This is a genomic window from Micromonospora sp. DH14 (assembly GCF_029809455.1).
Taxonomy (GTDB): domain Bacteria; phylum Actinomycetota; class Actinomycetes; order Mycobacteriales; family Micromonosporaceae; genus Micromonospora; species Micromonospora parva.
Map to the genome: position 1 here is coordinate 1 of NZ_JARVKT010000021.1, position 24,402 is coordinate 24,402.

The following is a 24,402-nucleotide window of genomic DNA, read 5'->3' on the forward strand; positions in this document are numbered from 1 at the left end:
GGTGGCGGCGGGGCCGCAGTAGTAGAAGTTCGGCTGGGCTTCGTAGCGCACGCCGAGTTGACGCTCGCCGTGGCCCTTGCGGTCGGTCTGGGTCTGCGACGCCGGCTTGCTGGTGTTCGGGGCGGCGAAGGCGGTGGTGACGGGTCCGGCGATGGCGCCGCCGGTGAAGGCGAGGCCGGCGGCGGTCAGGGCGGTCTTGCGGATCAGATCGGTACGCATGATGGCGTGCTCCTCTGCATCGGGGGAAACCGCACGGGCACTCAATACGCGGGGGTGTGGCCGTGCGGGGACGTTCGCGGCGACGCCGGCGATCCGGGGGGACCTGCTCGGGCGGTGCCGGGGGGTGCAACGGTGGCGGCCTGGCGGGTGTTCCCGGCGGCTGCCGCACCGGCCGGCGGGGGCGAGGTGGTCTGCCAGGTATAACGACCCGGCCCGGCCCCCGATTCCGCCGTCGGGGTGGCCCCGACCACCCGACACCCCCATCCAAACCGGACACCCCGTCCGTCGGGTGACCCCGACACGACGGCCAGCGCGGCGTGATCGACTCGGGTTCCTGAAAACTGCGGTGTCCCGGAGCCAGGGATACCGCGACATCATGAAACCCGAGTGGATCAACCCCGTCTGCGCCGTTTCGTGCCTGGGGCGGTCCGCGCCGGGCGGGTCCGGGTCGGGGCTGGGCTGGGCGGTCCGGGTCGGGCGTTCCGGGCTGGGCTGGGCCGGGGCGGTCCGGGCCGGGCGGGTCGTTCGTGCCGCCTGCGGCGGACCGCGCCTGGGGACCGTGCCCGGGCGGGCCGTGCCTGGGCGGGCCGTTCCTGGGGACCGTGCGTGGGCGGGCCGTTCCTGGGGACCGTGCGTGGGCGGACGGCGGACCGCGCCGGGAGGACCGTGCTTGGGTGGGTCCGTCCTTGGGCGGGTCCGTGCCTGGGTCGACCGCGCCTGGCGGGCCGCGCCGGGTGGACTGGGTCGGGGTGGAGGTCAGGGCTTGGCGGGGTCGGTTTGTGAGACGTTGCGCTGTGTCGGGATGGTCGGTGCGCTGGACCAGGGGATCTCGGGCGCGCGGTGGAAGGTGATGCCGGCGGTCTCCCAGCGAGGGCCCTGGCCGGCCAGGCGGTCGCGGAAGCCGTTCCAGTCGTGGGTCGCCCGGGGCGACCAGCCCAGCTCGGCGATGGCGGGGAGCCGGGGCAGCAGCAGGAGTTCGATGTCGGCCAGCGAGGTGACCGATTCGGTCCAGAGCGGGGCCTCCACGCCGAGCACCGCCTCGGTGGGTACGTCGGCAACGTGTGTACCCGGATCCCAGTCGTACGCCTTTCGTACGTCGATGAGTCCGGCCCAGTCGTGTCCGATCGGGGTGTCCGGGGCGTACTTCATGTCCAGGTAGGCATGGTTGCCGGGGGAGATGATCAGCCGGGCGCCACGGCGTACGGCCTCGGCGGTGGCGGGGTCTTCGCCGTTCGTGCCCCACCACTGCAGCACCCGCCCGTCGAGGTGGGCGGCCGGTGCGAGCTGGTGCCAGCCGACGACGGTCTTGCCGAGGCCGGCCACGATGCGCTGGACCCGCTCGACGAAACCGGTGTAGACCTCGCCCTTGACCTTGAACGCCTCGTCGCCGCCGACGTGCAACCAGGGGCCGGGGGTGAGCGCGGCCACCTCGCCCAACACGTCGGCGACGAAGTCGTACGTCCGCTCGTCGGCTGGGTCGACGTAGCTGAAACCGACCTCGGTGCCGGTGTACGGCGGCGGCGCGATCTTGTCGGGTGCCAGTTCGGGGTACGCGACCAGCGCCGCGTTGGTGTGCCCCGGCAGGTCGATCTCCGGGACGACGGTGATGTGGCGCTCGGCCGCGTAGGTGACGATCCGCGTGTAGTCGGCCTTCGTGTAGTGCCCGCCGGGGCCGCCGCCGACCTCGGTGGTCCCGCCGAGGGTGGTCAGCTTCGGCCAGGAGTCGACGGCGATGCGCCACCCCTGGTCGTCGGTGAGGTGCAGGTGGAGATGGTTGAGCTTGTAGCGGGCCAGGTGGTCGACCACCCGCAGCACGTCCTCGACGGCGAAGAAGTGCCGTGCGACGTCGAGCATCGCGCCCCGGTAGGGGAACCGGGGTGCGTCGGTGATCGTCCCGCCGGGCAGCGCCCACCGTTCGGTGACCGGGTCAGGGCTCTCGATCGCCGCCGGCAGCAGTTGGCGCAGCGTCTGTACGCCGTAGAAGAGGCCGGCGGCGGTGCTGGCGGTGACGCGCACCCCGTCGGTGGTGATGTCGAGCCGGTAGCCCTCCGGGCCGAGGTCGACGGTGTCGTCCAGCGCCAACGCGATGCCACCCGCGGGCTCCGGCGTGGTGGCGTCGGTGACCGGCAGCGGGTAGCCGGTGGCCGGCCGCAGGAGGTGGGCGAGCTGCTCGGCGACCGCCAGCGCGGCGGGGTCGGCGCTGGCCACGATGACCGCTTCGACCGGCAGCACCCAGTCCCCGGTCGGGTCCGGCTCGACGTGCTGCGGGGCGGGGACGACGTCGGCCAGCCGGTGTGGGGCCGGCGGGGCGAGCAGGTCGCCCGCCGCCCGTTCGGCGGCCTGGGCCAGCGTGGCCGCGTCGGCTTGGGTCAGCGTGGCCGCGTCGGCTTGGGTCAGCGTGGCCGCGTCCGGTTCCCGCGTCGGCAGCGGCACCGCGTCGGCGGCGGGGACGGCGGTGGGGCCGGGGGAGGGGGTGGTCGACACGGCGGCGACTCCGGGGGTGTATTCGCGTCGGTTATGGCAAAAGTGAGGTTCACCGGCTGGCGTGGCGTCAAGCGTACGACGCTCGGCCGGGATGCGTGATGGTGCGCATGGAAGCGTTCCCAAAAACCGGTACGAACACGGATAGTCGTGATGGCTGTGCCAATTGTCACCGAACGGTCCCAGGTCACTCGATGTTCGCTTAACCTTCGCCCACCGACCGACGTTGACCCCGGGATTACCGGCGGTCCGTCTCGGGGAAGAAGAAAACTGAACCTTCGTTAAGTGTCAATCCCGGCGCGTGTGTTGTGGAGGCTCTGGTGGCAGCGCAAGAGACCGTCGATCACAAGTACGTCTACGACTTCTCCGAAGGCAACAAGGACCTCAAGGACCTGCTCGGCGGCAAGGGGGCGAACCTCGCCGAGATGACCAACCTGGGCCTGCCCGTCCCGCCCGGATTCACCATCACCACCGAGGCGTGCCAGGCGTACCTGTTGACGGGCCGGGAGCCGGACGGACTCGCCGGTCAGATCGAGGCGCACCTGGAGGCGCTGGAGCGCGCGATGGGCAAGCGCCTCGGCGACCCGCAGGACCCCCTGCTGGTGTCCGTCCGCTCCGGTGCCAAGTTCTCCATGCCCGGCATGATGGAGACCGTCCTCAACGTCGGCCTCAACGACCAGAGCGTGGTGGGGCTCTCCGCCCAGGCCGGACAGAACGACAGGTTCGCCTGGGACTCCTACCGCCGACTCATCCAGATGTTCGGCAAGACCGTGTGCGAGGTGCCGGGCGAGGAGTTCGAGCACGCGCTCGACGACGTCAAACACGCCAAGGGCACCCACAACGACCTGGACCTGGACGCCGACGACCTGCGCGGGCTGGTCGACGCGTACAAGAAGATCTTCTTGAAGCACACCGGGCGGGAGTTCCCGCAGCAGCCGCGCGAACAGCTCGACCTGGCCATCCGGGCGGTCTTCGAGTCGTGGAACGCCGAGCGCGCGGTGCTCTACCGCCGCCAGGAGCGGATCCCGGCCGACCTCGGCACCGCTGTCAACGTGGTGAGCATGGTCTTCGGCAACCTCGGGCCGGACTCCGGCACGGGGGTCGCGTTCACCCGTGACCCGGCCAGCGGAGCGCAGGGCATCTACGGCGACTACCTGGCCAACGCCCAGGGTGAGGACGTGGTCGCCGGCATCCGCAACACCGTGCCGTTGCAGGAGTTGGAGCAGCTCGACAAGTCCTCCTACGACGAGCTGCTCGGCATCATGGCCCGGCTGGAGGAGCACTACAAGGACCTCTGCGACATCGAGTTCACCATCGAGCGCGGCAAGCTGTGGATGTTGCAGACCCGGGTCGGCAAGCGCACCGCCGCCGCCGCGTTCGTCATCGCCGGGCAGCTCGTCGACGAGGGCCTGATCGACCTGGACGAGGCGTTGCACCGGGTCAACGGCGCGCAGCTCGCGCAACTCATGTTCCCCCGCTTCCAGCTCGACCACGAGTTCGAGGCGGTCGCGAAGGGCATCGGCGCGTCGCCGGGTGCGGCGTCCGGCACAGTCGTCTTCACCTCCGCCCGCGCGGTCGAACTGGCCGCCGAGGGGAAGTCGGTGATCCTGGTCCGCCGGGAGACCAACCCGGACGACCTGAACGGCATGATCGCGGCCAAGGGCATCCTCACCTCGCGCGGCGGCAAGACCAGCCACGCCGCGGTGGTGGCCCGGGGCATGGGCAAGACCTGCGTCTCCGGTGCCGACGAGATCGACGTGAACGTGCCGGCGAAGCGGTTCACGGTGGCCGGGCAGACCGTCAACGAGGGCGACGTGGTGTCCATCGACGGCACCACCGGCAAGGTCTACCTCGGTGAGGTGCCGGTCATGCCCTCCGAGGTCGTGCAGTACTTCGAGGGCAGCCTCGACCCCGAGCACATCGACAACGCGCTGGTCCGGGCCGTACACCGGATCATGACGCACGCCGACGGAAAGCGGCGGCTGGCGGTCCGCACGAACGCCGACACCGGCGCGGACGCGGCCCGGGCCCGGCGCTTCGGCGCCGAGGGCATCGGCCTGTGCCGCACCGAGCACATGTTCCTCGGTGACCGGCGGGAGTTGGTCGAGCGGCTGATCCTGGCGCGCGGCGCGGATGAGCGGGAGGCGGCCCTGGCGGCGTTGCTGCCGTTGCAGCGGGCCGACTTCGTGGAGATCTTCCGGGAGATGGACGGGCTGCCGGTCACCGTCCGGCTCATCGACCCGCCGCTGCACGAGTTCCTGCCGCCGTTGGAGCAGCTCGCCGTCAACGTGGCGGTCGCCCAGGAGCGCGGCGAGGACGTGGCCAAGGAGGAGGCGCTGCTCGCCGCCGTCCGGCGGATGCACGAGGAGAACCCGATGCTCGGGCTGCGCGGCGTCCGCCTCGGCCTGGTCATCCCCGGCCTGTTCGCGATGCAGGTCCGGGCCATCGCCGAGGCGGCCGTCACGTGCGCCCGGGAGGGCCGGGTGGCCAAGCCGGAGATCATGGTTCCGCTGGTCGGGGCGGTGCAGGAGCTGGAGACGGTCCGCACCGAGGCCGAGAAGATCATCGCGGAGGTGGTCGGGGACAGCGGCGTCGAGGTGCTGATCGGCACCATGATCGAGGTGCCCCGGGCGGCGCTGACCGCCGGGCAGATCGCCGAGGCCGCCGAGTTCTTCTCCTTCGGCACCAACGACCTGACCCAGATGGGCTGGGGTTTCTCCCGCGACGACGTGGAGGGCGCGTTCTTCTGGCGGTACCTGGAGCTGGGCATCTTCGGCATCTCGCCGTTCGAGTCGATCGACCGCGACGGCGTCGGCCGGCTGGTGCGGATCGCCGCCGAGGAGGGTCGGGCCGCCCGGCCCGGGCTGAAGCTCGGCATCTGCGGTGAGCACGGCGGTGACCCCGACTCGGTGCACTTCTTCCACGAGGTCGGCCTGGACTACGTGTCCTGCTCACCGTTCCGGGTGCCGGTGGCGCGGCTGGAGGCCGGTCGGGCGGTCGTGGAGAGCGGCGGGTCGGACAGCCGGTGACGCACGTCGACGGCGGCCCGGACGCCCCGGGCCGCCGTCGACGTTCAGATCGGCGGGCGACGCCAGGTGGGTCGGGACGAGCGGCGCAACTGCGCCGGCAGGGTCGCCATCGGGGTACGCGTGGCAAGCGGGGCGTGCGCGTCCGGCACGGAGGTGGCGCCGATGCCCGTGCCGCGGACGTCCAGGAACGATCCCGCCCGACGGGCCACCGCCCGCGCCTCCTCGTGCAACGCCTCCAGGTCCCCGACGGTCGAGCCGGTGACGACCGTCAGCAGGGCGCTGCGCCCGGCCGGGTAGGTCACCACGCAACCGGTGGTGGTGCACACCACCGACTCCCGGAACTCACAGTGCCCGACGGTGTCGGCCACCCGGTGACCGAGCCCGAAACTCGCGGCGGCGAGCGCGGCCAGATGGGTGGCGTCGGTGCGGGGCAGGTCGCTGGAGATGAGCAGCCCGTCGGTGCCGGCGAGCACCGCCCCGGCGATGTCGGGGCGGCGGTGGCGTAGCCCGCGTAGCTCCGAACCCATCACCGTGTCTGCGTCCACGAGCGTCACCCCTCATCGGTTGGCTCTGCGTGTCAGTGTGCTGGTCACTTTCCGCGCTGGGAACGCTACCGGTAGCCACTTCCGACCGCGAGCCCGTAACCCTCGGCGATCGGTTGGCAACTGGGGGCCAATCGGTGGTTGTGTGCCTTCCGTCGATGCGTCGTGGGTGCTTCGCGCGGTGGTGGCGGGCGTAATCTGGGCTCCCTCGCACACGGCCGATTGGGCGCCGCGTCGAACGGGAAGAGGTGACTGCATGACCAGTGTCTGGGAGAGCCTGACTGTCGACGCCCGCGATCCCGCCCGGCTGGCCCGCTGGTGGGCCGAGGCGCTCGGCTATCAGGTGGTCACCGAGAAGCCCGACGAGGTGGAGATCCGCCAGTCCGCCGACCGCCTGCCCGGCCTGGTCTTCGTGCCGGTCGCCGAGGGCAAGGAGCGCAAGAACCGCCTGCACCTCGACCTGCGCCCCGCCGACCAGGAGGCCGAGGTCGAGCGGCTGGTCGACATGGGCGCCCGGCACGTCGACATCGGTCAGGGAGACGTCGAGTGGACGGTGCTGGCCGACCCGGAGGGCAACGAGTTCTGCGTCCTGCGTCCTGCGTGAGCGGCAACCCGGAGGCGCGGTTGGTCGAGGAGCCGCCCAAGGACACCGGGCACCGCCGGTCGCCGTACGAGCGCGACCGGGCCCGGGTGCTGCACTCGGCGGCGTTTCGCCGGCTGGCCACCAAGACCCAGGTGCACACCGCCGGCACTGACGACTTCCTTCGTACCCGGCTGACGCACTCGCTGGAGGTGGCCCAGATCGCGCGGGAGATGGGTGCCCGGTTGGGCTGCGACCCGGATGTGGTGGACGTGGCGGGGTTGGCGCACGATCTCGGGCACCCGCCGTTCGGGCACAACGGCGAGGCGGCGCTCGACCTGCTCGCCACGCCGTGCGGCGGCTTCGAGGGCAACGCGCAGACCCTGCGGGTGTTGACCCGCCTGGAGGCGAAGGTGCTCGCCCCGGACGGCTCGTCCGCGGGGCTGAACCTGACCCGGGCGTCGCTCGACGCGATCGGCAAGTACCCCTGGCCGCGCCGGCCGGGTGAGCGCAAGTTCGGGGTGTACGCGGACGACGCCGCCGTCTTCGACTGGATCCGGGCCGGCGCGCCGGGTGAGCGGCGCTGCCTGGAGGCCCAGGTGATGGACTGGGCCGACGATGTGGCGTACTCGGTGCACGACGTGGAGGACGGCATCCACGGTGGTTACGTCACGCTGCGGCCGCTGTTGACCGACGCCGACGAGCGGGCGGCGCTCTGCGCGGACGTGGCCGCCGCCTATTCCGGGGAGTCCGCGTCGGACCTGGCCGAGGTCCTTGTCGATCTGCTGGCTGGTCCGTTGCTCGCCCCGCTCGCCGGGTACGACGGCAGCCACCGGGCGCAGGTGGCGTTGAAGGCGACCACCAGCGGGGTGACCGGGTTGTTCGTGTCCGCGGCGGTGGCTGCCACGGAGGAGCGCTTCGGCCCGGGCCCGCACCGCCGTTACGGCGCCGACCTGGTGGTGCCCCGACTGGTCCGGGCGCAGTGCGCGCTGCTCAAGGGCATCGCGTTGCGGTACGTGATGCGTCGCAGTGGCTTCCGGGGCCGCTACGAGCGGCAGCGGACGATGCTGGCCGAGTTGGTCGCCGCGTTGGTCCGGCACGCCCCGGAGGGGCTCGACCCGATCTTCGCCCCGCTGTGGCGGGCCGCCCCGGACGACGCGGCCCGACTGCGGGTGGTGATCGACCAGGTGGCGTCGCTCACCGACCCGGCGGCGGTGACCTGGCACACCCGCCTGGTCGGTACCGGTGCACCCCCGACCGGCCACCAGTGAACTTAGGCTAACCTAACTGGCATGACGGAACGCCCCAGGAACGTCACCTCGGCCCGGGTGCTGCGCACCGAGCGGCCCACCCCGCACCTGATTCGCCTCGTCCTCGGTGGGGACGAACTGGTCGGCCTGCCGGTGGGCGAGTTCACCGACCACTACATCAAGGTGGTGTTCCCGCAGCCGGGGGTGGCGTACCCGCAGCCGTTCGACCTCGCTGCGATCCGCCGGGACCTGCCCCGGGAGCAGTGGCCCCGGCTGCGCGCGTACACGGTGCGGCGCTGGGATCCGCTGGCCGGGGAGCTGACCGTGGACGTGGTGTACCACGGCGACGAGGGGTTGGCCGGCCCGTGGGCCGCCGCGCTGCGCACCGGCGACCCGGTGCGCTTCCTCGGGCCCGGCGGCGCGTACGCCCCGGACCCGGACGCGGACTGGCATCTGCTGGTCGGTGACGAGAGTGCCCTGCCGGCGATCGCCGCCGCCCTGGAACGCCTGCCGCCGGGCGCTCGGGCCCATGTCTTCGTGGAGATCTCCGACCCGGCGGAGGAGCAGAAGCTGCTCAGCCCGGGGGCGGTCGAGCTGACCTGGCTGCATCGCGGCGCACGCCCGGTGGGCGAGGCGCTGGTCGCGGCGGTGCGGGCGTTGGAGTTCCCGGCCGGCCAGGTGCACGCGTTCGTGCACGGCGAGGCGGCCTTTGTCCGGGAGTTGCGCCGGCTGCTGCGCGGCGAGCGGGGCGTACCAGTGGACCGGCTCTCCATTTCCGGCTACTGGCGGCGCGGGATGGACGACGAGGGCTGGCGCTCCACCAAGGCCGCCTGGAACCAGCAGGTGGCGGCCGAGGAGGCAGCGGTCCCGGCGGCGGCCGCGGCGGCCTGACGCGCCGGTCATCCCTCGGGCGTGTTCATCTCCTGACCGGCGCGGGCCAGGCGTCGGCTGAGCAGGACGGCGTACCCGACGATCGCCAAGGCGAGCAGCGACAGCATCAGCCTGGGTTGGTGCACCGTCGCGGTGATCAGCGAGACCGACACCACCCCGTAGGCGGCGATCGCCAACCGGGCGGCGCTCGGCCGGGTCCACAGCCAGTACAGGGCGAGCCCGCAGAGCGTCCACACGACCATCGAGGCGCCCAGCAGCAGCCGCAGCTCCAGCGGCAGCCGGTTGGCGTTGTCGTCGACCAGCCGGACCACCTGCCCGAGCGACCAGCCGAGCAGCAGCAGCGCACCGCCGAGCGGGATGTGCAGGTAGCTGTACGCCTGCCCGCCACGGAGCCGCCGCTGGAGCAGGCGGGTGGTGACGAAGGTGGTGTAGACCCACCAGACCGCCGCCGGGATCAGGAAGGCCAACGCGGCGGTGAGGATCATGTGCGGCGGGGGGTGGTCCGGCACGGCGAAGAGCAGGCTGGCTAGCGCGCTACCCAGCACGATGATGGTGAACTGGCCGATCCGTTCCGGCAGGTGCCGGTTGTCCACCGGCCAGCGGTTGAGCCAGCGCACCCCGACCCAGGGGGTGGCCAGTTCGATCACCATCGCGACGATCCACAGCACCGGGCGCAGCTCGGTGGGCGCGGCCAGCGACACCAGCCAGAGCGTCCAGCCCGACCCGAAACCGATCAGGTAGACCGTCGTGACCATCCGGGCCATCGGGCTGGTGGGGCGGGCGCGCAGGTACAGCAGGAGCAGCACGCCCCGCACGATCAGGTACCCGACCGGCAAAAGCACGCTCTCCGGCACCTCGTCGACGCCGAGGGTCATCGCGCCCGCGCCGACCAGCGCGACGAGCACCAGCACCCGGTGCAGGGCGTCGTCCGGGTCGAAGCGGGTGTCGTAGTAGACCTGCCCCAACCAGGCCCACTGGACCACCACGAAGAGCCCGATCACGGCCAGCACCGCCCTCGGCGACGGGCTCGGTTCGTCGCCCAGCCGGGCCACCACCGCCGCCAGCGCGTACACGAAGATGAGGTCGAGGAAGAGTTCCAACCAGGTGGCGTGCCGATGCCCGGCCTCGTCCCCGCCCGGGGTCTGGTCGGGTAGCCCGACCAGACCGGCCAGCCATCTCGGCAGGCGGGGGGCTTGGGTCCGTACCCGGCGCATCTGGTCATGGTCCCCGCGCGGACCCGGCTCGCGGGTCGGAACCGTCCAGCCGGCAGCGGCCGCCGCCACACCGGCGTCCCCCGGCCGGCGTGTCGTCGGTCCGGCAGGGCAGGATGTACGGGGAGGGGGTGGCGAATGGCTGGGCGGATCCGGGACGAGGACGTCGCACTGGTCCGGGAACGCACCTCGATCGGGGATGTGATCTCCGAGACGGTCACCCTGAAGTCCGCCGGCGGCGGCAACCTCAAGGGCCTGTGCCCGTTCCACGACGAGAAGAGTCCGTCGTTCAACGTGTCTCCGGCCCGCAACGTCTGGTACTGCTTCGGCTGCGGGGCCGGCGGCGACGCGATCAAGTTCCTGATGGACGCCGACCACCTCAGCTTCGTGGAGTCCGTCGAGCGGCTGGCCGGCCGCGCCGGCATCCAACTGCGCTACGTCGAGGACGACAAGGGCACCCCTCGGCCCCGCCCGCAGCAGGGTCAGCGGCAGCGTCTGGTCGCCGCGCACGCCGCCGCCGTCGAGTTCTACCGGGCGCAGCTCGGCACCGCCGGGGCCCGGCCGGCCCGGGAGTTCCTGGCCCGACGGGGCTTCGACCGGGCCGCCGCCGAGCGCTACGGCTGTGGTTTCGCGCCGGACGGGTGGGACCTGCTCACCAAGCACTTGCGCCAGCAGGGCTTCACCCACCAGGAGCTGGTCACCGCCGGGTTGTCCCGGGAGGCCCGCTCCGGCAGCCTGATCGACCGGTTCCGTCGGCGGCTGCTCTGGCCGATCCGCGACCTCGCCGGTGACGTGATCGGTTTCGGGGCGCGCAAGCTCTTCGACGACGACGACGGCCCGAAGTACCTGAACACCCCCGAGACGCCGATCTACAAGAAGTCGCAGGTGCTCTACGGCATCGACCAGGCCAAACGGGAGATCGCCAAGCAGGGGCGGGCGGTGATCGTCGAGGGTTACACCGACGTGATGGCCTGTCACCTGGCCGGGGTGACCACGGCGGTGGCGACCTGCGGCACCGCGTTCGCCGCGGACCACATCTCGGTGCTGCGGCGGCTCCTGTTCGACAGCGACGAGGTGGCCGGCGAGATCATCTTCACCTTCGACGGCGACGCCGCCGGGCAGAAGGCCGCGCTGCGCGCCTTCGAGGACGATCAGCGTTTCGTCGGGCGTACCTTCATCGCGGTCAGCCCGGACAACATGGACCCGTGCGACCTGCGGCTGGCCAAGGGCGACCTGGCGGTGCGGGACCTGGTCGCCCGCCGCGAACCGCTCGTCGACTTCGCGCTGCGCCACGTGATCGGCCGCTTCGACCTGGACACCGTGGACGGCCGGGTCGAGGCGATGCGGCACGCCGCGCCGCTGGTCGCCCGCCTCAAGGACCGGGAGAAGCGCCCGGAGTACGTGCGCAAGCTCGCCATGGACCTCGGCATGGAGATCGAGCCGGTGCAGCGGGCGGTGCTCGCCGCCGGCAACACCGCGTCGCCCGGCACCCGCGACGCCGCCCCCGCCGCCCGGCCCACCTCGGCCCGCCCCGAGCCGGCAGTGGACAGCCCACAGTCGATGGTCGAGCGGGAGGCGCTCAAACTCGCCCTCCAGCAGCCGGTCCTGGCCGGGCCGATGTTCGACGCGGTGGAGGCCACCGAATACCGCCACCCGGTGCACGTCGCGGTGCGTACGGCCATCGCCGCGGCCGGTGGTGCCGCGTCGGCGACCGGCGGCGCGGTCTGGATCGAGTCGGTCCGCGACGCCTGCGACGACCTGGCGGCAGCGGCGCTGGTCGGTGAGTTGGCCGTCGAACCGCTGCGGATCGACGGCGAACCGGACCCGCGCTACGTGTCGATCACCATGGCCCGGGTGCAGTTCGGGTCGGTGACCGGCCGGATCCGGGACCTCAAGTCACGCATCCAACGGATCAACCCGGTCAACAACAAGGACGAGTACTTCGCCGCCTTCGGTGAGCTGCTCTCCCTGGAGCAGCACGCCCGGGCGCTGCGCGAGCAGGCTGCGGGAGGCCTCTAGATGGGACTGTTCAGCCGAAAGCCGAAGCTGCCGCCGGCCGACCGGCCGCCGCTGACCTCCGACGAGCGGGTGGTGGCCTGGGCGGCCGTCGGCAACGGCGAGGGCGACGGGGTGATGGTCGCCACCAACCTCGGGTTGTGGCTGCCCGGTCGGGGGCAGCGGCTCGGCTGGCACACCATCCTCAAGGCGGTCTGGTCCGGCCGGGAGCTGACCGTCACACCCGCCGAGCCCGTCGCCGAGCGGGACGGCTACACGGTGGTCGTCGACGGTCCGGCGGAGACGTACCTGCTGCTCGACCCGGGAGAGCTGCCGCACCAGGTGCGAGCGCGGGTGACCCGCTCGGTCGCGTACACCGAGCACCAGCCGGTGCCCGGCGGCGCGGCGCGGGTCGCGGCCCGACGCGTGGCCGGAGTCGACGGTCTGACCTGGACGGTCCGACTCGACCCCGGCACTGCGGCCGACGACGAGGCCCTTTTCGCCGAGACCGACCGGCTGGTCGCCGTGGCCCGCGCCGCCACCGCGCCGGCCGACGTCTGAGCGGCCGGGTCAGCTAGCGCCGAGGTCCTGCAGCGCCTTCTCCGCGCCGCGGTGCAACGGCACCGGCAGGGTCCTGCGGGCCCTCTCCAGCGAGATCCCCTTGGCCGCCGGGTTGGCCTGGGCCAGCGCGTCGCGCTTGTCGAACACCGTCCGGGTGATCGCGCACGCGACGTTGGCGTCCAGGTCCTTGCGGACCAACAGCACGTTGGGTACGACGATGGTCGGGGTGTCGGTCGCCGTGCCGTACGCGTCCCGCCCGATCGTGCCCTCCTGGTAGCCGGGGCTCAGCGCGGCCATCTTCGGCAGCAACGGCGAGAGGTCGACGAACTTCACCGCGTCGCCGGCCGTGGTGAACAGGTCGGTGAGCCCCCCGGTGGGCAGACCGCCGGACCAGAAGAAGCCGTCGACGCTGCCGTCCTTGATCCCCTCGACCGTCTTGGTCAGGTCTAGTCGCTGGGCCCGGATGTCCTTCGCCGGGTCGAGGCCGGCGGCCTCCAACAGCCGGTTGGCGATCACCTCGGTGCCGGACTTCGGTGAGCCGGTGGAGATCCGCTTGCCCCGCATGTCGGCCACCGAGGTGATCCCGGAGTCGTTGCGGACCACCACCTGCGTGTAGTTGTCGTAGATGCGCGCCAGCGCCTGCACCGGCTGCGGCGCGGAGAAGCTGCCCTTGCCCTCGACCGCGTTCACCGCCGTGTCGAACAGCGAGAACGCCACGTCGTACTGGCCGCCGACGAGCTGCTCGACGTTCTGCACCGACGCGCCGGTCTCGGCGGCGGTGCCGGTGAGCTTGCCACCGGTCGCCCCGGACAACTGCCCGGCCAGGGCGTTGCCGACCACGTAGTAGACCCCTGTCGCGTTGCCGGTGGCGATGCCGACGCGGGTCTCCTTGGTCACCTCGCAGGTGACCTCACTGGCCGCGTCGTCAGTGGCCGCACCGCCCTGCTGACCTCCACACCCCGCAGCGCCGACCGCGACGAGGGCGAGCACGCTCAGGCTCGCGGCGAGCCGTACGTCGATTCGTCTCACAGTTTCTCCTCCACAGGATCGGACGGTTGTCGGTCGGCGGACCGGTGTCGGATGAACACACCCGCCGCCGCGACGGCGGCCAGCGCCGCGCCGACCGTGACCGGCACGGGTTCGAGCCAGAGCAGAGTGACGCCGGCGAGGACGCCCAGCAGCCGTTCCGGGGCGCCGACCGGCCCCACGCCGGGCAGCCAACCACCGGCGGCGACGGCGAGCACGGCCACGCTGAGCGCGGTGACCACGGCGGCGAAGGCGATGCGCCCGACGCCGCCGATGCCGAGCAGACCGAGCCCGGCCGGCGTGATGACGAAGGCGATCGGGGTCAGGTACGCCGGCAGCGCGTACCGCAGGGTCTGCCACATGGTGGGCACCAGCCGGCCGCCGGTGACCGCGGCGGCGGCCACCGCGGCGAGCGCGGTCGGCGGGGACACCTCGGACAGCACCGCGAAGTAGAAGACGAACATCGCCGCAGCCGGTGCGGCGACGCCCAGGTCGAGCAGCGCCGGGCCGACGATCACCCAACCGATCACGAACGACGCGGTGACCGGCACGGCCAGGCCCAGCAGGCTGAGCGCGACAGCGGCGAGCAGCGCGGTGAGCACCAGCACCAGCGTCGGGTCCGACGTGGCCGCCTTCGCCCCGCCGATCAGCAGCGCCGCCGCCTGCGGCCCCAGGCCGGTCTTCGTGGTGGTCGCCGTGATGATGCCGGCGGCGGCGCAGACGGCGGTGACGGCGAGGACGCCGCGTACGCCGGTGACGAGCGCTGTCACCAGCCTGCCCGGGGTGAGCCGGTGCGCGCGGTCCAGGAAGGAGAGCGCGACGGCCAGAACGGTGGCGAACACGACCGCCCTCGTCGCGGACATTCCCATCGCGAGGAACACGATGATGGCGATCAGCGAGGCGAAGTGGTAGCCGAACCGGCCCAGCAGACGCCAGGGCGAGCCGACGTCGACCACCACCGGGCGTACGCCGGAGCGGCGGGCGTCGATCTCCACGGCGAGCAGGATGCCGAGGTAGTAGAGCACCGTCGGCACTGTTGCCCAGCCCAGCACCTGAAGGTACGAGACGCCCAGGTACTCGGCGATGATGAACGCCGCCGCGCCCAGGGTCGGCGGGGAGAGGATGGCGCCCACCCCGGCCGCGGCCAACATGCCGCCGGCCCGCTCCGGCGGGTAGCCGGCACGGCGCAGCAGCGGCCAGGTGACCGCGCCGATGCTCACCGTCGTCGCCGCCCCGGAGCCGGAGACGGTGCCGAGCAGGAAGCCGGAGGCCACAGCGGTCCGGCCGGCGGCGGTACGCGAGCGCCGGAACGCCGCGGCCGACAGGTCGACGAAGAACCGCCCGGCCCCGGACAGGTCCAGGACCGCGCCGTAGATGGTGAACAGCACGATGTACGAGGCGGCCACGTCGAGCGGCGTGCCGTAGAAGCCGCTGTCGGAGTTGTAGAACGCGTCGACCAGTTGACTGAAGTCCAGCCCGGCGTGCGCGACCGGCCAGGACTGCGGCAGCAACCCGCCGTAGTAGCCGTAGCCGAGGAACACCAGGCAGATGGCGGGCAGGATCCAACCGGTGGTCCGTCGACAGGCTTCGAGCAGCAGGAGCAGCAGGACGGTGCCCAGCACCAGATCCGTCGGCGACAGCAGGCCCTGCCGGTCGAGGAACGCGTTGTAACCGCCGCCACCGTCGCCGATCCGGATCGGCACGACGGGGTAGAGGCAGGCCGCGACGGCCAGCGCGACGAGCACCCAGTCGGTCACTGTGGGCCGCGTCGACGCGGGTCGCCGCCGGATCCGGAGGCGGGCCGGCAACCGCAGGTCGGCCGGATAGGCGAGGAAGACCAGCGGGAGTACGCCGGCCAGGAAGATGATCAGGTAATACTTGCTGCCCTGCGACAGGGGTTGGAACACCTGCCACAGGGCGAGCGCGCCGACCGCCAAGGCCGCGATGGTGAGAAGCAGCCCGGTCGGCCCGGAGAGCACCCGTCCCGGCTTCTCGTCCTCGAACTGGGCGGCCAGGTCCCGAGTCGCCTGCCCGGCGACGTCCGGCCCGGCCTGGTCGGGCTTGCCCGGGTCGGGCTTGCCCGGGTCGGGCTTGCCCTGGCCTGGTTTGCTCGGGTCGGGCTCGGTCTGGTCGGGCCTGGCCTGGTCGGGCTTGCCCGGGTCGGGCTTGCCCTGGCCTGGTTTGCTCGGGTCGGGCTCGGTCTGGTCGGGCTCGGTCTGGTCGGGCCTGGCCTGGTCGGGCTCGGTCTGGTCGGGCCTGGTCGCCGGGGTGGTGGGGTGGGGCGGGTGGGTGCCGTCGGATTCGGTGGGTTCCGCCGGCCCGGTTCCCGGTCGTGGTCGGGGTGGCCCGCCGCCGGCGCGCGCCGCGGTCTCGTCGGCGGGCAAGTTGGCTGGTCGGGTAGGTGACGACGAACCATCGGGCGAGCTGATGGGCGACACAGGGGGACGATACACGTCGATCAGCTGACGGGTGGGGCATCGATCGGTGTTTCGCCATCGCCGGCACGGGCACCGGCGCTACCGGCTGGTGCGGGCGGTATTTGCGTGGAGGTCTGTCGGACCCGGCGGTTAGTGTCGGGCGGTGACTTCGGGGCGACCACTGATTCAGGCTCGTGGGCTGGTGAAGCGGTTCGGCGATTTCACCGCCGTGGACGGCATCGACGTCGAGGTCCGCTCGGGTGAGGCGTTCGGCTTCCTCGGGCCCAACGGCGCGGGCAAGTCGTCCACCATGCGGATGGTGGGCTGCATCTCCCCGCCCAGCGGTGGCGAGCTGCGCATCCTCGACATGGATCCGGTGGCCGACGGGCCGGCGATCCGCGCGCGCCTCGGAGTGTGCCCGCAACTGGACAATCTCGACCCGGAGCTGACCGTTCGGGAAAACCTGACCGTCTACGCCCGCTACTTCGGCATCTCCCGCCGCACGGCTCGGGAGCGGGCCGCCGAGCTGCTCGACTTCGTGCAGCTCACCGAGCGTGCCGACAGCAAGGTCGAGCCGCTGTCCGGTGGCATGAAACGTCGACTGACCATCGCCCGTGCGCTGGTCAACGACCCGGAGATCGTGTTGCTCGACGAGCCGACCACCGGGCTCGACCCGCAGGCCCGGCACCTGGTGTGGGAGCGGCTGTTCCGGCTCAAGCAGCAGGGCGTCACGCTGGTGCTCACCACGCACTACATGGACGAGGCCGAGCAGCTCTGTGACCGGCTGGTGGTGATGGACGGCGGGCGGATCGTCGCCGAGGGCTCGCCCCGGGCGTTGATCGAGCAGCACTCGACCCGCGAGGTGGTCGAGCTGCGCTTCGCCGCCGAGTCGCAGGAGCCCTTCGCCGGCAAGCTCGACGGGCTGGGAGAGCGGGTCGAGGTGTTGCCCGACCGGGTGCTGCTCTACGTGCCCGACGGTGACACGGCGGTCGCCGAGGTCGCCGCGTTGGGGCTCCAGCCGGCCAACGTGCTGGTCCGGCGCAGCGGCCTGGAGGATGTCTTCCTGCATCTGACCGGCCGCACCCTGGTCGACTGACCGCCCACGCCTGATCGGCCGCACCCTGGTCGACTGACCGCCCACGCCTGATCGGCCGCACCCTGGTCGACTGACCAGCCCCGCAGGGTCGCCGCCAGCTCGGCCGCGACGTCTCCGGCGTACCGACGCGGCCCGCGAAGATCCACTCGGATTCCTGAAAGTCGGGGTGACGCGGCGGGTCCGACCGCCCGACTTCCTGAAACCCGAGTCGATCATGGAACCTGCGGGGAGCGGGTCGCCGTAGGGTGACCGGCGGTATGTCGTATCCCGAAGGAGCTTCATGTCTGATCTGGTGACCGCCAACCGACGTCAGGCCGGGCTCACCGCGCTCTACCTCGGCTTCTTCGCGATGGTCTGGTTCAGTGTGCCGGCAGCGGAGCAACCGCTGCGCGCCCTGCTCGTGGCGGGCAGCATCGCCGCGCTGCTCACCGCCGTGCTGGGCGGCGTGTTGTCCGCCCGACTCCGGGGGGCCGGCAGCCCCCGGGACCGGGCAGCCGACCGCCCGTACCTGCTCATCGTCGTCGCCGAGTTCGCCGCCGCCGGGCTGGGTGCCGCTGTGCTGGTCGCCGCCGACTGGTCCGAGTACGTTCCGGTGCTGGTCTGCCTGGTGGTCGGTCTGCACTTCTTCCCACTCGCGCCGCTGTTGCGCGACCCGCTGCTTCGTCCGCTCGGTGTCGCGCTGTGCCTGGTGGCGGCGGCAGGGCTCGGCATCGCCCTCGCCTCGGCGGTCTCCGCCGGTCTGGTGGTCGGCGTCGGCGCGGGAGTGCTGCTGCTCGGTTACGCCGTGCAGGCGCTGGTCCGCGCGTACCGACCGGCCTGACCGGTGGCGGCCGGCGAGGTCGACCCGTTCGGATCGTTGGCAGCTCAGCAGCGCGACACGCGGCAACGGTTGCTGCTCAGCTGCCAACGATCACCGCTCAGCGGGCTCTGGCCCCGGTGAGGAACCGGTCGCACAGCCGGTCGTTGTCGACCTGGCCGGCGAGGTCCCCGGCGGCCTCGTGGTGCACCGTGGCGAGGTAGACGAGCAGGCTGATCCGGTCCTCGCGGTACTCGCCGAGCAGCGCCAGACGGGCCGGCGAGCAGGGCCACGCCGCACCGCAGACCCGGCAGCGCCAGGACGGCCGGGCCGCCACGTGCGGGCGGTACCGGGGCATCAGTGCCCGCCACCGTCATGAGTCGACCGGGTGAGTGGCACGAGGGGACCTCCGTCGGGTGGGTGGGAGCGCCCCGGATCGGGGGGTCACGGGGCGCTCCCGGCCTGGTTCCGCCCGCCGTCCGATCCCGTGAGCGGTTCCGCTGCGTGACAGTCTGCTGAGGATCCGACTACGGTGGGAGGTTCCGCACGCCGACGACCAGCGCGTACGGCGGCCGGCCCGGCACGGTACGAGGATGTACGGGGGTTGTCCGTGGAGAGTTCGTCCATGCTGGAGCACTTCGCCGAGGAGCTTCGGTTGGCCCGGGCAGCCAGTGGCATGTCGCAGACGGCGCTGGCCGAGGCGCTGAGCTACTCCGGGGCGCTGGTTGCCAAGGTGGAGACGTCCGAACGACGGCCGAGTCTCGACTTCGCCCGCCGGTGTGACGCCGTGTTCTCAGCTGACGGACGGTTCGAACGCATCCAGCGGCGGATCAGCCGCGAGGCCGTGGTGCCGTGGTTCCGCGACTGGGCCGCCATCGAGCAGGAGACAACGGCACTGCGCTCGTTCGAGCCGCTGTGTGTGCCAGGTCTGTTGCAGACCCAGGGGTACGCCCGCGCCCTACTGACCGGCGGCGGGTTGTTCGCGCCGGACGAGGTAGAGCAACAGGTGGCGACCCGGCTGGACCGTCAGGGACTGCTCACCCGCGACCGGCCTCCACTGCTCACAGCCGTGATCGATGAGCACGTGCTGCGCCGCTCGGTTGGTGGGCCGGCAGTGATGGTCGAGCAAATTCAGCACCTCGTGAAGCTCGGTTCGGCGTTTCCCAGGGTCCGAATACAGGTGGTGCCGACCGCTGCCGGTGCTTACGTTGGGCTCGGGGGGCCCTTTGTGATCGCTACCTCGACGCAGGGGGAGGACCTCGTTTACCTCGCCGGACAGCGCCATGGGCAGGTGATCGACCGTGCCGAGTACATCCGGCAGATGGTCGAGGTGTGGGAGTCGATCCGCGGTGAGGCACTATCGCACAGGCAGTCCCTCGATCTGATGGCGGAAGTAGCGGAGACATGGATTTAACCGGCGCCCGGTGGCGCAAGACCATCCGTAGCGGCCCCGATGGCGGCAACTGTGTGGAGGTTGCCGACAACCTTCCTGGTGTGGTCGCCGTTCGCGACTCCAAGGACCCGGGCGGCCCCGTGCTGCTCTTCCCGCCTGGCGCGTGGCGGGCGTTCGTCGGGTCCGACCCCGTCGGCCGGTAGGTTGCGGTCGTCGCTCCGATCGGTTCCGCGGCCGAACTCGGGTGGACGCTGGCCGGGGGAGTTCCCGATGCCGGTCGACGCCGTCGGCACCGACCCGTCTCGGGTGCGGGTCGCCCCGCTGATCGACTCGACTTTCAGGAAGTCGGGCCGACGCGCGGCCGTTGACACCCCGACTTCTTGAAACCCGAGTTGATCAACGAACGGGCCTCGGGTGGCGCGCGGCGAAACCCGGGCGACACGTCGGCGGGCCCGTCGTAGGGTGACCGGCGGTCTGTCGTACCCCAGGGGTAGACAGGTCGTGGTGGACGGCGCGGTGGGCGGGGTGATCGGGTGAGTGTGGCGGGATCGGCGCGGTTCCCCTGGGTGCCGGCCTATGCGGTGTTCGAGCACTACCTGGTGGGTCTGCGACGCACCTGGCGGGCCGGCGTGTTCTCCTCGTTCCTGCTGCCGGTGCTGACAGTGCTCGGCTTCGGGCTGGGCGTCGGCGCCTACATCGACCAGGGCGTCGGCGGGGTGCGTTATCTCGACTGGCTGGTCCCCGGGCTGATCGCCTCGACCGCGCTCCAGGTGACCGTCGGTGACTCCACCTGGCCGGTGTTCAGCAACTTCCAGTGGGTCAAGACCTACGTCGCGCAGGGCGCGTCGCCGCTGCGGGTGGGTGACATCGTGGCCGGGCACCTGGCCTTCGTGCTGTTCCGGGTGCTCACCACCATCGCGGCGTTCCTGCTGGTCACCGGGGTGTTCGGGGCGTTGCGCTCGCCGTGGGCGGTGGCCACCCTGCCGGTGGTGGCGTTGCTCGGGTTGGCCGTCGCCGCGCCGACCTTCGCGTACGCCGCGTCGGTGTCGAGCGACAGTTGGCTGGCGATGCTGTTCCGGTTCGCGGTCATTCCGATGACGCTCTTCGCCGGGGTGTTCTTCCCGGTCGAGTCGTTGCCCGACGCGCTGCGCTGGCTGGCGTACGTGACGCCGTTGTGGCACGCCGTGGACCTGTGCCGGGCGGCCACGCTCGGTGTCGCCCCGCAGTGGTCGATCGTCGGGCACCTGCTCTACCTGACCGCCTGGGCGGCCGCCGGCTGGTTGCTGGCGGTGCGCGCGTTCCGCCGCAAGCTCGTCGTCTGAACAGCAACCCGAAGCACAAGCAGAGAGGGTGTCGTGGTCACGCTGATCCTGCCCCGGCTGGTCGACGTCTCCGCCGCGTCCCGGCGGTCGGCGTCGGTGCTCGGGCGCAACGTCGCGGCGCTGAAGTCGGTCTACTGGCTGCTGCTGCTCTCCGGCTTCGTGGAGCCGCTGCTCTACCTGCTCTCCATCGGGGTGGGCGTCGGAGCGCTCGTCGGCGACCTGCCGCTGCCCGACGGGCGGCTGGTCTCGTACGCCGGGTTCGTGGCCCCGGCGATGCTCGCCGCCTCGGCGATGACCGGGGCGCTCGCGGAGACCACCTTCAACTTCTTCGGCAAGATGAAGTACATGAAGCTGTACGACGGGATGATCGCCACCCCGGTACGGCCGTTCGAGATCGCCGTGGGCGAGCTGGGTTGGGCGATGCTGCGGGGCGGCGCCTACTCGGCGGCGTTCCTCGGGGTGATGGTCGCCCTGGATCTGACCAGCGTCGCCCGCGCGCTCACCGCCTTCCCGGCCGCGGTGCTGGTCGGGTTCGCGTTCGGGGCGCTCGGCATGACGATCGCCACCCTGATGCGCAGCTGGCAGGATTTCGACCTGATGGGCTCCGCGCAGTTCACCCTCTTCCTCTTCTCCGGCACCTTCGTGCCGGCGCAGGCCTATCCCACGGTGCTGCACTGGCTCGTCGAGATCACCCCGCTGTACCGCTCGGTGCACCTGATCCGCGGGGTCACGCTGGGCAGCGGCGGCTGGCTCTGGTTGCTCGACGTGCTCTACCTGCTGGCGATGGTGGTGCTCGGTCTGCTGGTGGCTTCCCGGCGAATGGCCAGGTTGCTCTACACGTAGGGCCTGTTTCGTAGGAACTGGCCGGCCTGCGGCGGGCCCGGACGACGACCGGCGGCGTTGGGGTTTCGTCCGGATACAACACCGGTATCCGGACGAAACCCCGCCTTGCCGGATCGCCGCCCGGACTCCGCCTCGGCTCGACCGCCCCTACGAAACAGGCCCTAGGGGTTATCCGCGCCCGTCGACGGGGCATGACCGGAGGTGACACCGCCGACCAGGAGGAGGGGCGATGGCCTCGGACGAGTCTTCCGCCCAGCGCGAGCGTGAGCGCGATCCCGCCACCACGCCCGTTGGCCCCGACGCGGGCCCGGCCGGCCCCACCGACCTGCCCGGCAGTGGCTGGAAGGCGGCGTTCCGCCGGACGATCACCGAGTTCCAGGACGACAGCCTGACCGACTGGGCGGCGGCACTGACGTACTACGGGGTGCTGTCGATCTTCCCCGGCGTGCTGGTGCTGATCTCCCTGCTCGGCCTGCTCGGTGAGAGCGCCACCGAGGGCGTCAAGGACACCGTCAACCAGGCGGTGCCGAACGACAGCATCCAGAAGATCATCGAGGGTGCGATCGACACCGCGAACCGCAACGGTGGCCTGGCCAGCATCGCCGCGATCGTCGGTCTGGTGGCCGCGTTCTGGTCGGCCTCCGGTTACATCGGCGCGTTCATGCGCGCCTCCAACAGCATCTACGACGTGCCGGAGGGGCGGCCGATCTGGAAGACGCTGCCGATCCGGCTCGGCGTGACGGCGGTGATCGGGGTGCTGCTGCTGGCCAGCGCGGTGATCGTGGTGTTCACCGGCCGCCTCGCCGAATCGGTCGGTGACGTGATCGGGGTCGGCTCGACGGCGGTGGCGGTGTGGGACGTCGCCAAGTGGCCGGTGCTGCTGGTCCTGGTCAGCCTGATGTTCGCGATCCTCTACTGGGCCTCGCCCAACGCGCGGCACGGCGGCTTCCGCTGGGTCAGCCCGGGTGGGGTGCTGGCCGTGGTGATCTGGCTGGTGATCTCCGGCCTGTTCGCCTTCTACGTGAGCAACTTCGGTTCGTACGACAGGACGTACGGGACGCTGGCCGGGGTGATCATCTTCCTGGTCTGGTTGTGGCTGAGCAACATCGCGATCCTGCTGGGGGCGGAGTTCGACGCGGAGTTGGAACGCGGTCGCGCGATCTCCGCCGGCCACCCGGTGGACGACGAGCCGTACGTCGAACTGCGCGACGATCGCAAGCTCCGCAAGAAGCGCAACTCCGCCAGCCGCCGCTGACGACCCGGCGCCAATCGCCCCGCCACCGAGGATCGGCTGGCGGGGCGATTGCATGCCTGTCGATGAAACTGGTGGCGAGGGGTCGCCGGCCGTCCGTGATCCTTTCCTTGATCGACTAGTAGCTTTTGTTCTTTCGGACAAAAGTTGGTCTCGGAACGGTTGAAGCTCTGGACAGGCGGCGCTGAGCGCTCTTACTGTGTCGGACACAACACATCGGCATTGCGTCGATGTGAACGCTGCCAATGAAGAGGGGGCTCCCCGGTGCGCACCGTCGACCCCCTGCACGTGCGACTGTTGCGGTTGCTCCGCGACGAGGGGGCCGTGTCCCGCGCCGAGCTGGGTGACCGCCTCCAGATGCCGCGTCCGCGCATGCTGGCCGAGCTGGATCGCCTGGTGGCGTTGGGTTACGTCGCCGAGGCGGGGCTCGCCGCGTCCCGAGGTGGGCGTCGCTCGACGCTCGTCGAGTTGAACCCGAAGCTGCGCTTCGCCGCCGTCGACCTCGGCGCCAGTTCGATGGACGTCGAGGTGGTCAACGGTCGCCTCGAACCGGTGGCGCACTACGCCGAGGCGGCGGACATCCGCAACGGGCCGAAGGTGACTCTGCAACGGGTCAACGAGCTGCTGCACAAGGCCCGGGTCGACGGCGCGTACGAGCGACTGGACGCGGTGGGCATCGGCGTACCCGGCCCGGTCAGCTTCCGTGACGGCGTACCGGTCTCGCCGCCGATCATGCCGGGCTGGGACCGGTTCCCGGTGCGTGAACTGCTCAGCCGGGAGCACGGCTGCCCGGCGGTCGTCGACAACGACGTCAACATCATGGCGATCGGCGAGCGGCACGGCGGTGTCGCCCACTCGGTGGACGACTTCCTCTTCGTGAAGATCGGCACCGGCATCGGCTGCGGCATCTACCTCACCGGCGAGGTCTACCGCGGCACCGACGGCTGTGCCGGCGACATCGGCCACATCCAGGTCGACTCGCACGGTCCGATGTGCTCGTGCGGCAACGTCGGCTGCCTGGAGGCGCTGTTCAGCGGCGCCGCGCTGGCCAAGGACGCGGCAGCCGCCGCCCGCAGTGGCACGTCGCCGGCGCTCGCCGAGCGGCTGGCCCTGCGTGGTGCGGTGACCGCCCTGGACGTCGCCGAGGGCGCCGTCGAGGGCGACGTGACCTGCATCCAGTTGATCCGCGACGGCGGACGGCGGGTCGGCGGTGTGCTCGCCGGCCTGGTCAGCTTCACCAACCCGTCGATGATCGTGATCGGCGGCGGGCTGGCCCAGCTGGGTCACATCCTGCTCGCCGAGATCCGCAGTGTGGTCTACCGCCGGTCACTGCCGCTGGCCACCGGCAACCTTCCCGTCGTCCTGTCCGAGCTGGGCGGCCGGGCCGGTGTCACCGGCGCGGCGGTGCTCGCGAGCGACGTCGCCTTCGGGGAAGCCGCATGAAGCTGTTCGAGATTCCGTCGTGAGCGAGGAGGAGACTGTGGCCCTGCCCGAGGAT

The 24,402-nt window shown here is 71.5% G+C and carries 19 protein-coding genes and 2 pseudogenes; 14 read left to right on the top strand and 7 right to left on the bottom strand.

Annotation, left to right across the window (positions count from 1 at the left end; genetic code table 11):
* Both QCZ28_RS23645 and QCZ28_RS23650 read right to left on the bottom strand, forming a co-directional pair.
* Positions 1-219 (bottom strand): annotated as a pseudogene (locus QCZ28_RS23645) (phytochelatin synthase); the annotation flags it as partial.
* Positions 220-975: 756 nt separating this feature from the next.
* Positions 976-2,703: a beta-N-acetylhexosaminidase gene (locus QCZ28_RS23650; RefSeq protein WP_279518702.1), complete on the bottom strand. Its 1,728-nt coding sequence runs from the start codon at positions 2,701-2,703 to the stop codon at positions 976-978.
* Between the two features lie 317 nt (positions 2,704-3,020).
* On the opposite strand from QCZ28_RS23650, the gene ppdK reads away from it, so the two are divergent.
* Complete coding sequence (gene ppdK, locus QCZ28_RS23655; protein WP_279518703.1) at positions 3,021-5,729, top strand: pyruvate, phosphate dikinase; 2,709 nt, start codon at positions 3,021-3,023, stop codon at positions 5,727-5,729.
* Between the two features lie 44 nt (positions 5,730-5,773).
* Here ppdK and QCZ28_RS23660 read toward each other — a convergent pair whose 3' ends face one another.
* The gene (locus tag QCZ28_RS23660) at positions 5,774-6,274 is read right to left on the bottom strand and encodes a roadblock/LC7 domain-containing protein (protein WP_279518704.1); all 501 of its coding nucleotides are present in this window, start codon (positions 6,272-6,274) and stop codon (positions 5,774-5,776) included.
* Between the two features lie 253 nt (positions 6,275-6,527).
* On the opposite strand from QCZ28_RS23660, the gene QCZ28_RS23665 reads away from it, so the two are divergent.
* Genes QCZ28_RS23665 through QCZ28_RS23675 form a run of 3 tightly spaced genes read left to right on the top strand, consistent with a single transcriptional unit; the run spans position 6,528 to position 8,992 of the window.
* Positions 6,528-6,875, top strand: a complete 348-nt coding sequence (locus QCZ28_RS23665) for a VOC family protein (protein ID WP_279518705.1) — start codon at positions 6,528-6,530, stop codon at positions 6,873-6,875.
* Positions 6,872-8,122: a deoxyguanosinetriphosphate triphosphohydrolase gene (locus tag QCZ28_RS23670; RefSeq protein ID WP_279518706.1), complete on the top strand. Its 1,251-nt coding sequence runs from the start codon at positions 6,872-6,874 to the stop codon at positions 8,120-8,122. Before QCZ28_RS23665 ends, QCZ28_RS23670 begins: the two co-directional genes overlap by 4 nt.
* Positions 8,123-8,143: 21 nt before the next feature.
* Entirely contained in the window at positions 8,144-8,992 is an 849-nt protein-coding gene (locus tag QCZ28_RS23675) for a siderophore-interacting protein (RefSeq protein ID WP_279518707.1), read from the top strand.
* A gap of 8 nt (positions 8,993-9,000) precedes the next feature.
* Here QCZ28_RS23675 and QCZ28_RS23680 read toward each other — a convergent pair whose 3' ends face one another.
* Positions 9,001-10,206 (bottom strand): low temperature requirement protein A, encoded by a 1,206-nt coding sequence (locus QCZ28_RS23680; RefSeq protein ID WP_279518708.1) that lies wholly within the window; start codon positions 10,204-10,206, stop codon positions 9,001-9,003.
* 113 nt (positions 10,207-10,319) lie between these two features.
* On the opposite strand from QCZ28_RS23680, the pseudogene dnaG reads away from it, so the two are divergent.
* Positions 10,320-12,222, top strand: a pseudogene (gene dnaG / locus QCZ28_RS23685) (DNA primase).
* Complete coding sequence (locus tag QCZ28_RS23690) at positions 12,223-12,759, top strand: hypothetical protein (protein ID WP_279518709.1); 537 nt, start codon at positions 12,223-12,225, stop codon at positions 12,757-12,759.
* A gap of 9 nt (positions 12,760-12,768) precedes the next feature.
* Here the strand turns inward: QCZ28_RS23690 and QCZ28_RS23695 are convergent, their stop codons facing one another.
* A complete protein-coding gene (locus tag QCZ28_RS23695) occupies positions 12,769-13,788 on the bottom strand; it encodes a TAXI family TRAP transporter solute-binding subunit (RefSeq protein ID WP_279518710.1) in 1,020 nt (339 codons plus the stop codon).
* On the bottom strand, positions 13,785-16,169 hold the full coding sequence (locus QCZ28_RS23700; protein WP_279518711.1) for a TRAP transporter fused permease subunit: 2,385 nt from the start codon (positions 16,167-16,169) through the stop codon (positions 13,785-13,787). Before QCZ28_RS23700 ends, QCZ28_RS23695 begins: the two co-directional genes overlap by 4 nt.
* Positions 16,170-16,365: 196 nt before the next feature.
* Between QCZ28_RS23700 and QCZ28_RS23705 the strand changes: the two genes are divergently transcribed.
* Together QCZ28_RS23705 and QCZ28_RS23710 are read left to right on the top strand one after the other, a co-directional pair.
* On the top strand, positions 16,366-17,298 hold the full coding sequence (locus QCZ28_RS23705) for an ABC transporter ATP-binding protein (protein WP_279518712.1): 933 nt from the start codon (positions 16,366-16,368) through the stop codon (positions 17,296-17,298).
* 280 nt (positions 17,299-17,578) lie between these two features.
* Positions 17,579-18,118, top strand: a complete 540-nt coding sequence (locus QCZ28_RS23710) for a hypothetical protein (RefSeq protein ID WP_279518713.1) — start codon at positions 17,579-17,581, stop codon at positions 18,116-18,118.
* A 97-nt stretch (positions 18,119-18,215) separates the two neighbouring features.
* Here QCZ28_RS23710 and QCZ28_RS23715 read toward each other — a convergent pair whose 3' ends face one another.
* A complete protein-coding gene (locus QCZ28_RS23715; protein WP_279518714.1) occupies positions 18,216-18,452 on the bottom strand; it encodes a flavin reductase in 237 nt (78 codons plus the stop codon).
* A gap of 267 nt (positions 18,453-18,719) precedes the next feature.
* Here QCZ28_RS23715 and QCZ28_RS23720 point away from each other — a divergent pair, with 267 nt between their 5' ends.
* The 6 genes from QCZ28_RS23720 to QCZ28_RS23745 all read left to right on the top strand — a co-directional run bounded on the left by QCZ28_RS23720 (position 18,720) and on the right by QCZ28_RS23745 (position 24,347).
* Positions 18,720-19,508 (top strand): helix-turn-helix transcriptional regulator, encoded by a 789-nt coding sequence (locus QCZ28_RS23720; RefSeq protein WP_279518715.1) that lies wholly within the window; start codon positions 18,720-18,722, stop codon positions 19,506-19,508.
* Complete coding sequence (locus QCZ28_RS23725; RefSeq protein ID WP_279518716.1) at positions 19,499-19,690, top strand: DUF397 domain-containing protein; 192 nt, start codon at positions 19,499-19,501, stop codon at positions 19,688-19,690. Before QCZ28_RS23720 ends, QCZ28_RS23725 begins: the two co-directional genes overlap by 10 nt.
* A gap of 330 nt (positions 19,691-20,020) precedes the next feature.
* Positions 20,021-20,809, top strand: a complete 789-nt coding sequence (locus QCZ28_RS23730; RefSeq protein ID WP_279518717.1) for an ABC transporter permease — start codon at positions 20,021-20,023, stop codon at positions 20,807-20,809.
* A gap of 33 nt (positions 20,810-20,842) precedes the next feature.
* The gene (locus QCZ28_RS23735; protein ID WP_279518718.1) at positions 20,843-21,652 is read left to right on the top strand and encodes an ABC transporter permease; all 810 of its coding nucleotides are present in this window, start codon (positions 20,843-20,845) and stop codon (positions 21,650-21,652) included.
* A 229-nt stretch (positions 21,653-21,881) separates the two neighbouring features.
* Positions 21,882-22,907, top strand: a complete 1,026-nt coding sequence (locus QCZ28_RS23740; RefSeq protein ID WP_279518719.1) for a YihY/virulence factor BrkB family protein — start codon at positions 21,882-21,884, stop codon at positions 22,905-22,907.
* 261 nt (positions 22,908-23,168) lie between these two features.
* Positions 23,169-24,347, top strand: a complete 1,179-nt coding sequence (locus QCZ28_RS23745; RefSeq protein ID WP_279518720.1) for an ROK family protein — start codon at positions 23,169-23,171, stop codon at positions 24,345-24,347.
* Positions 24,348-24,402: the final 55 nt, after the last annotated feature.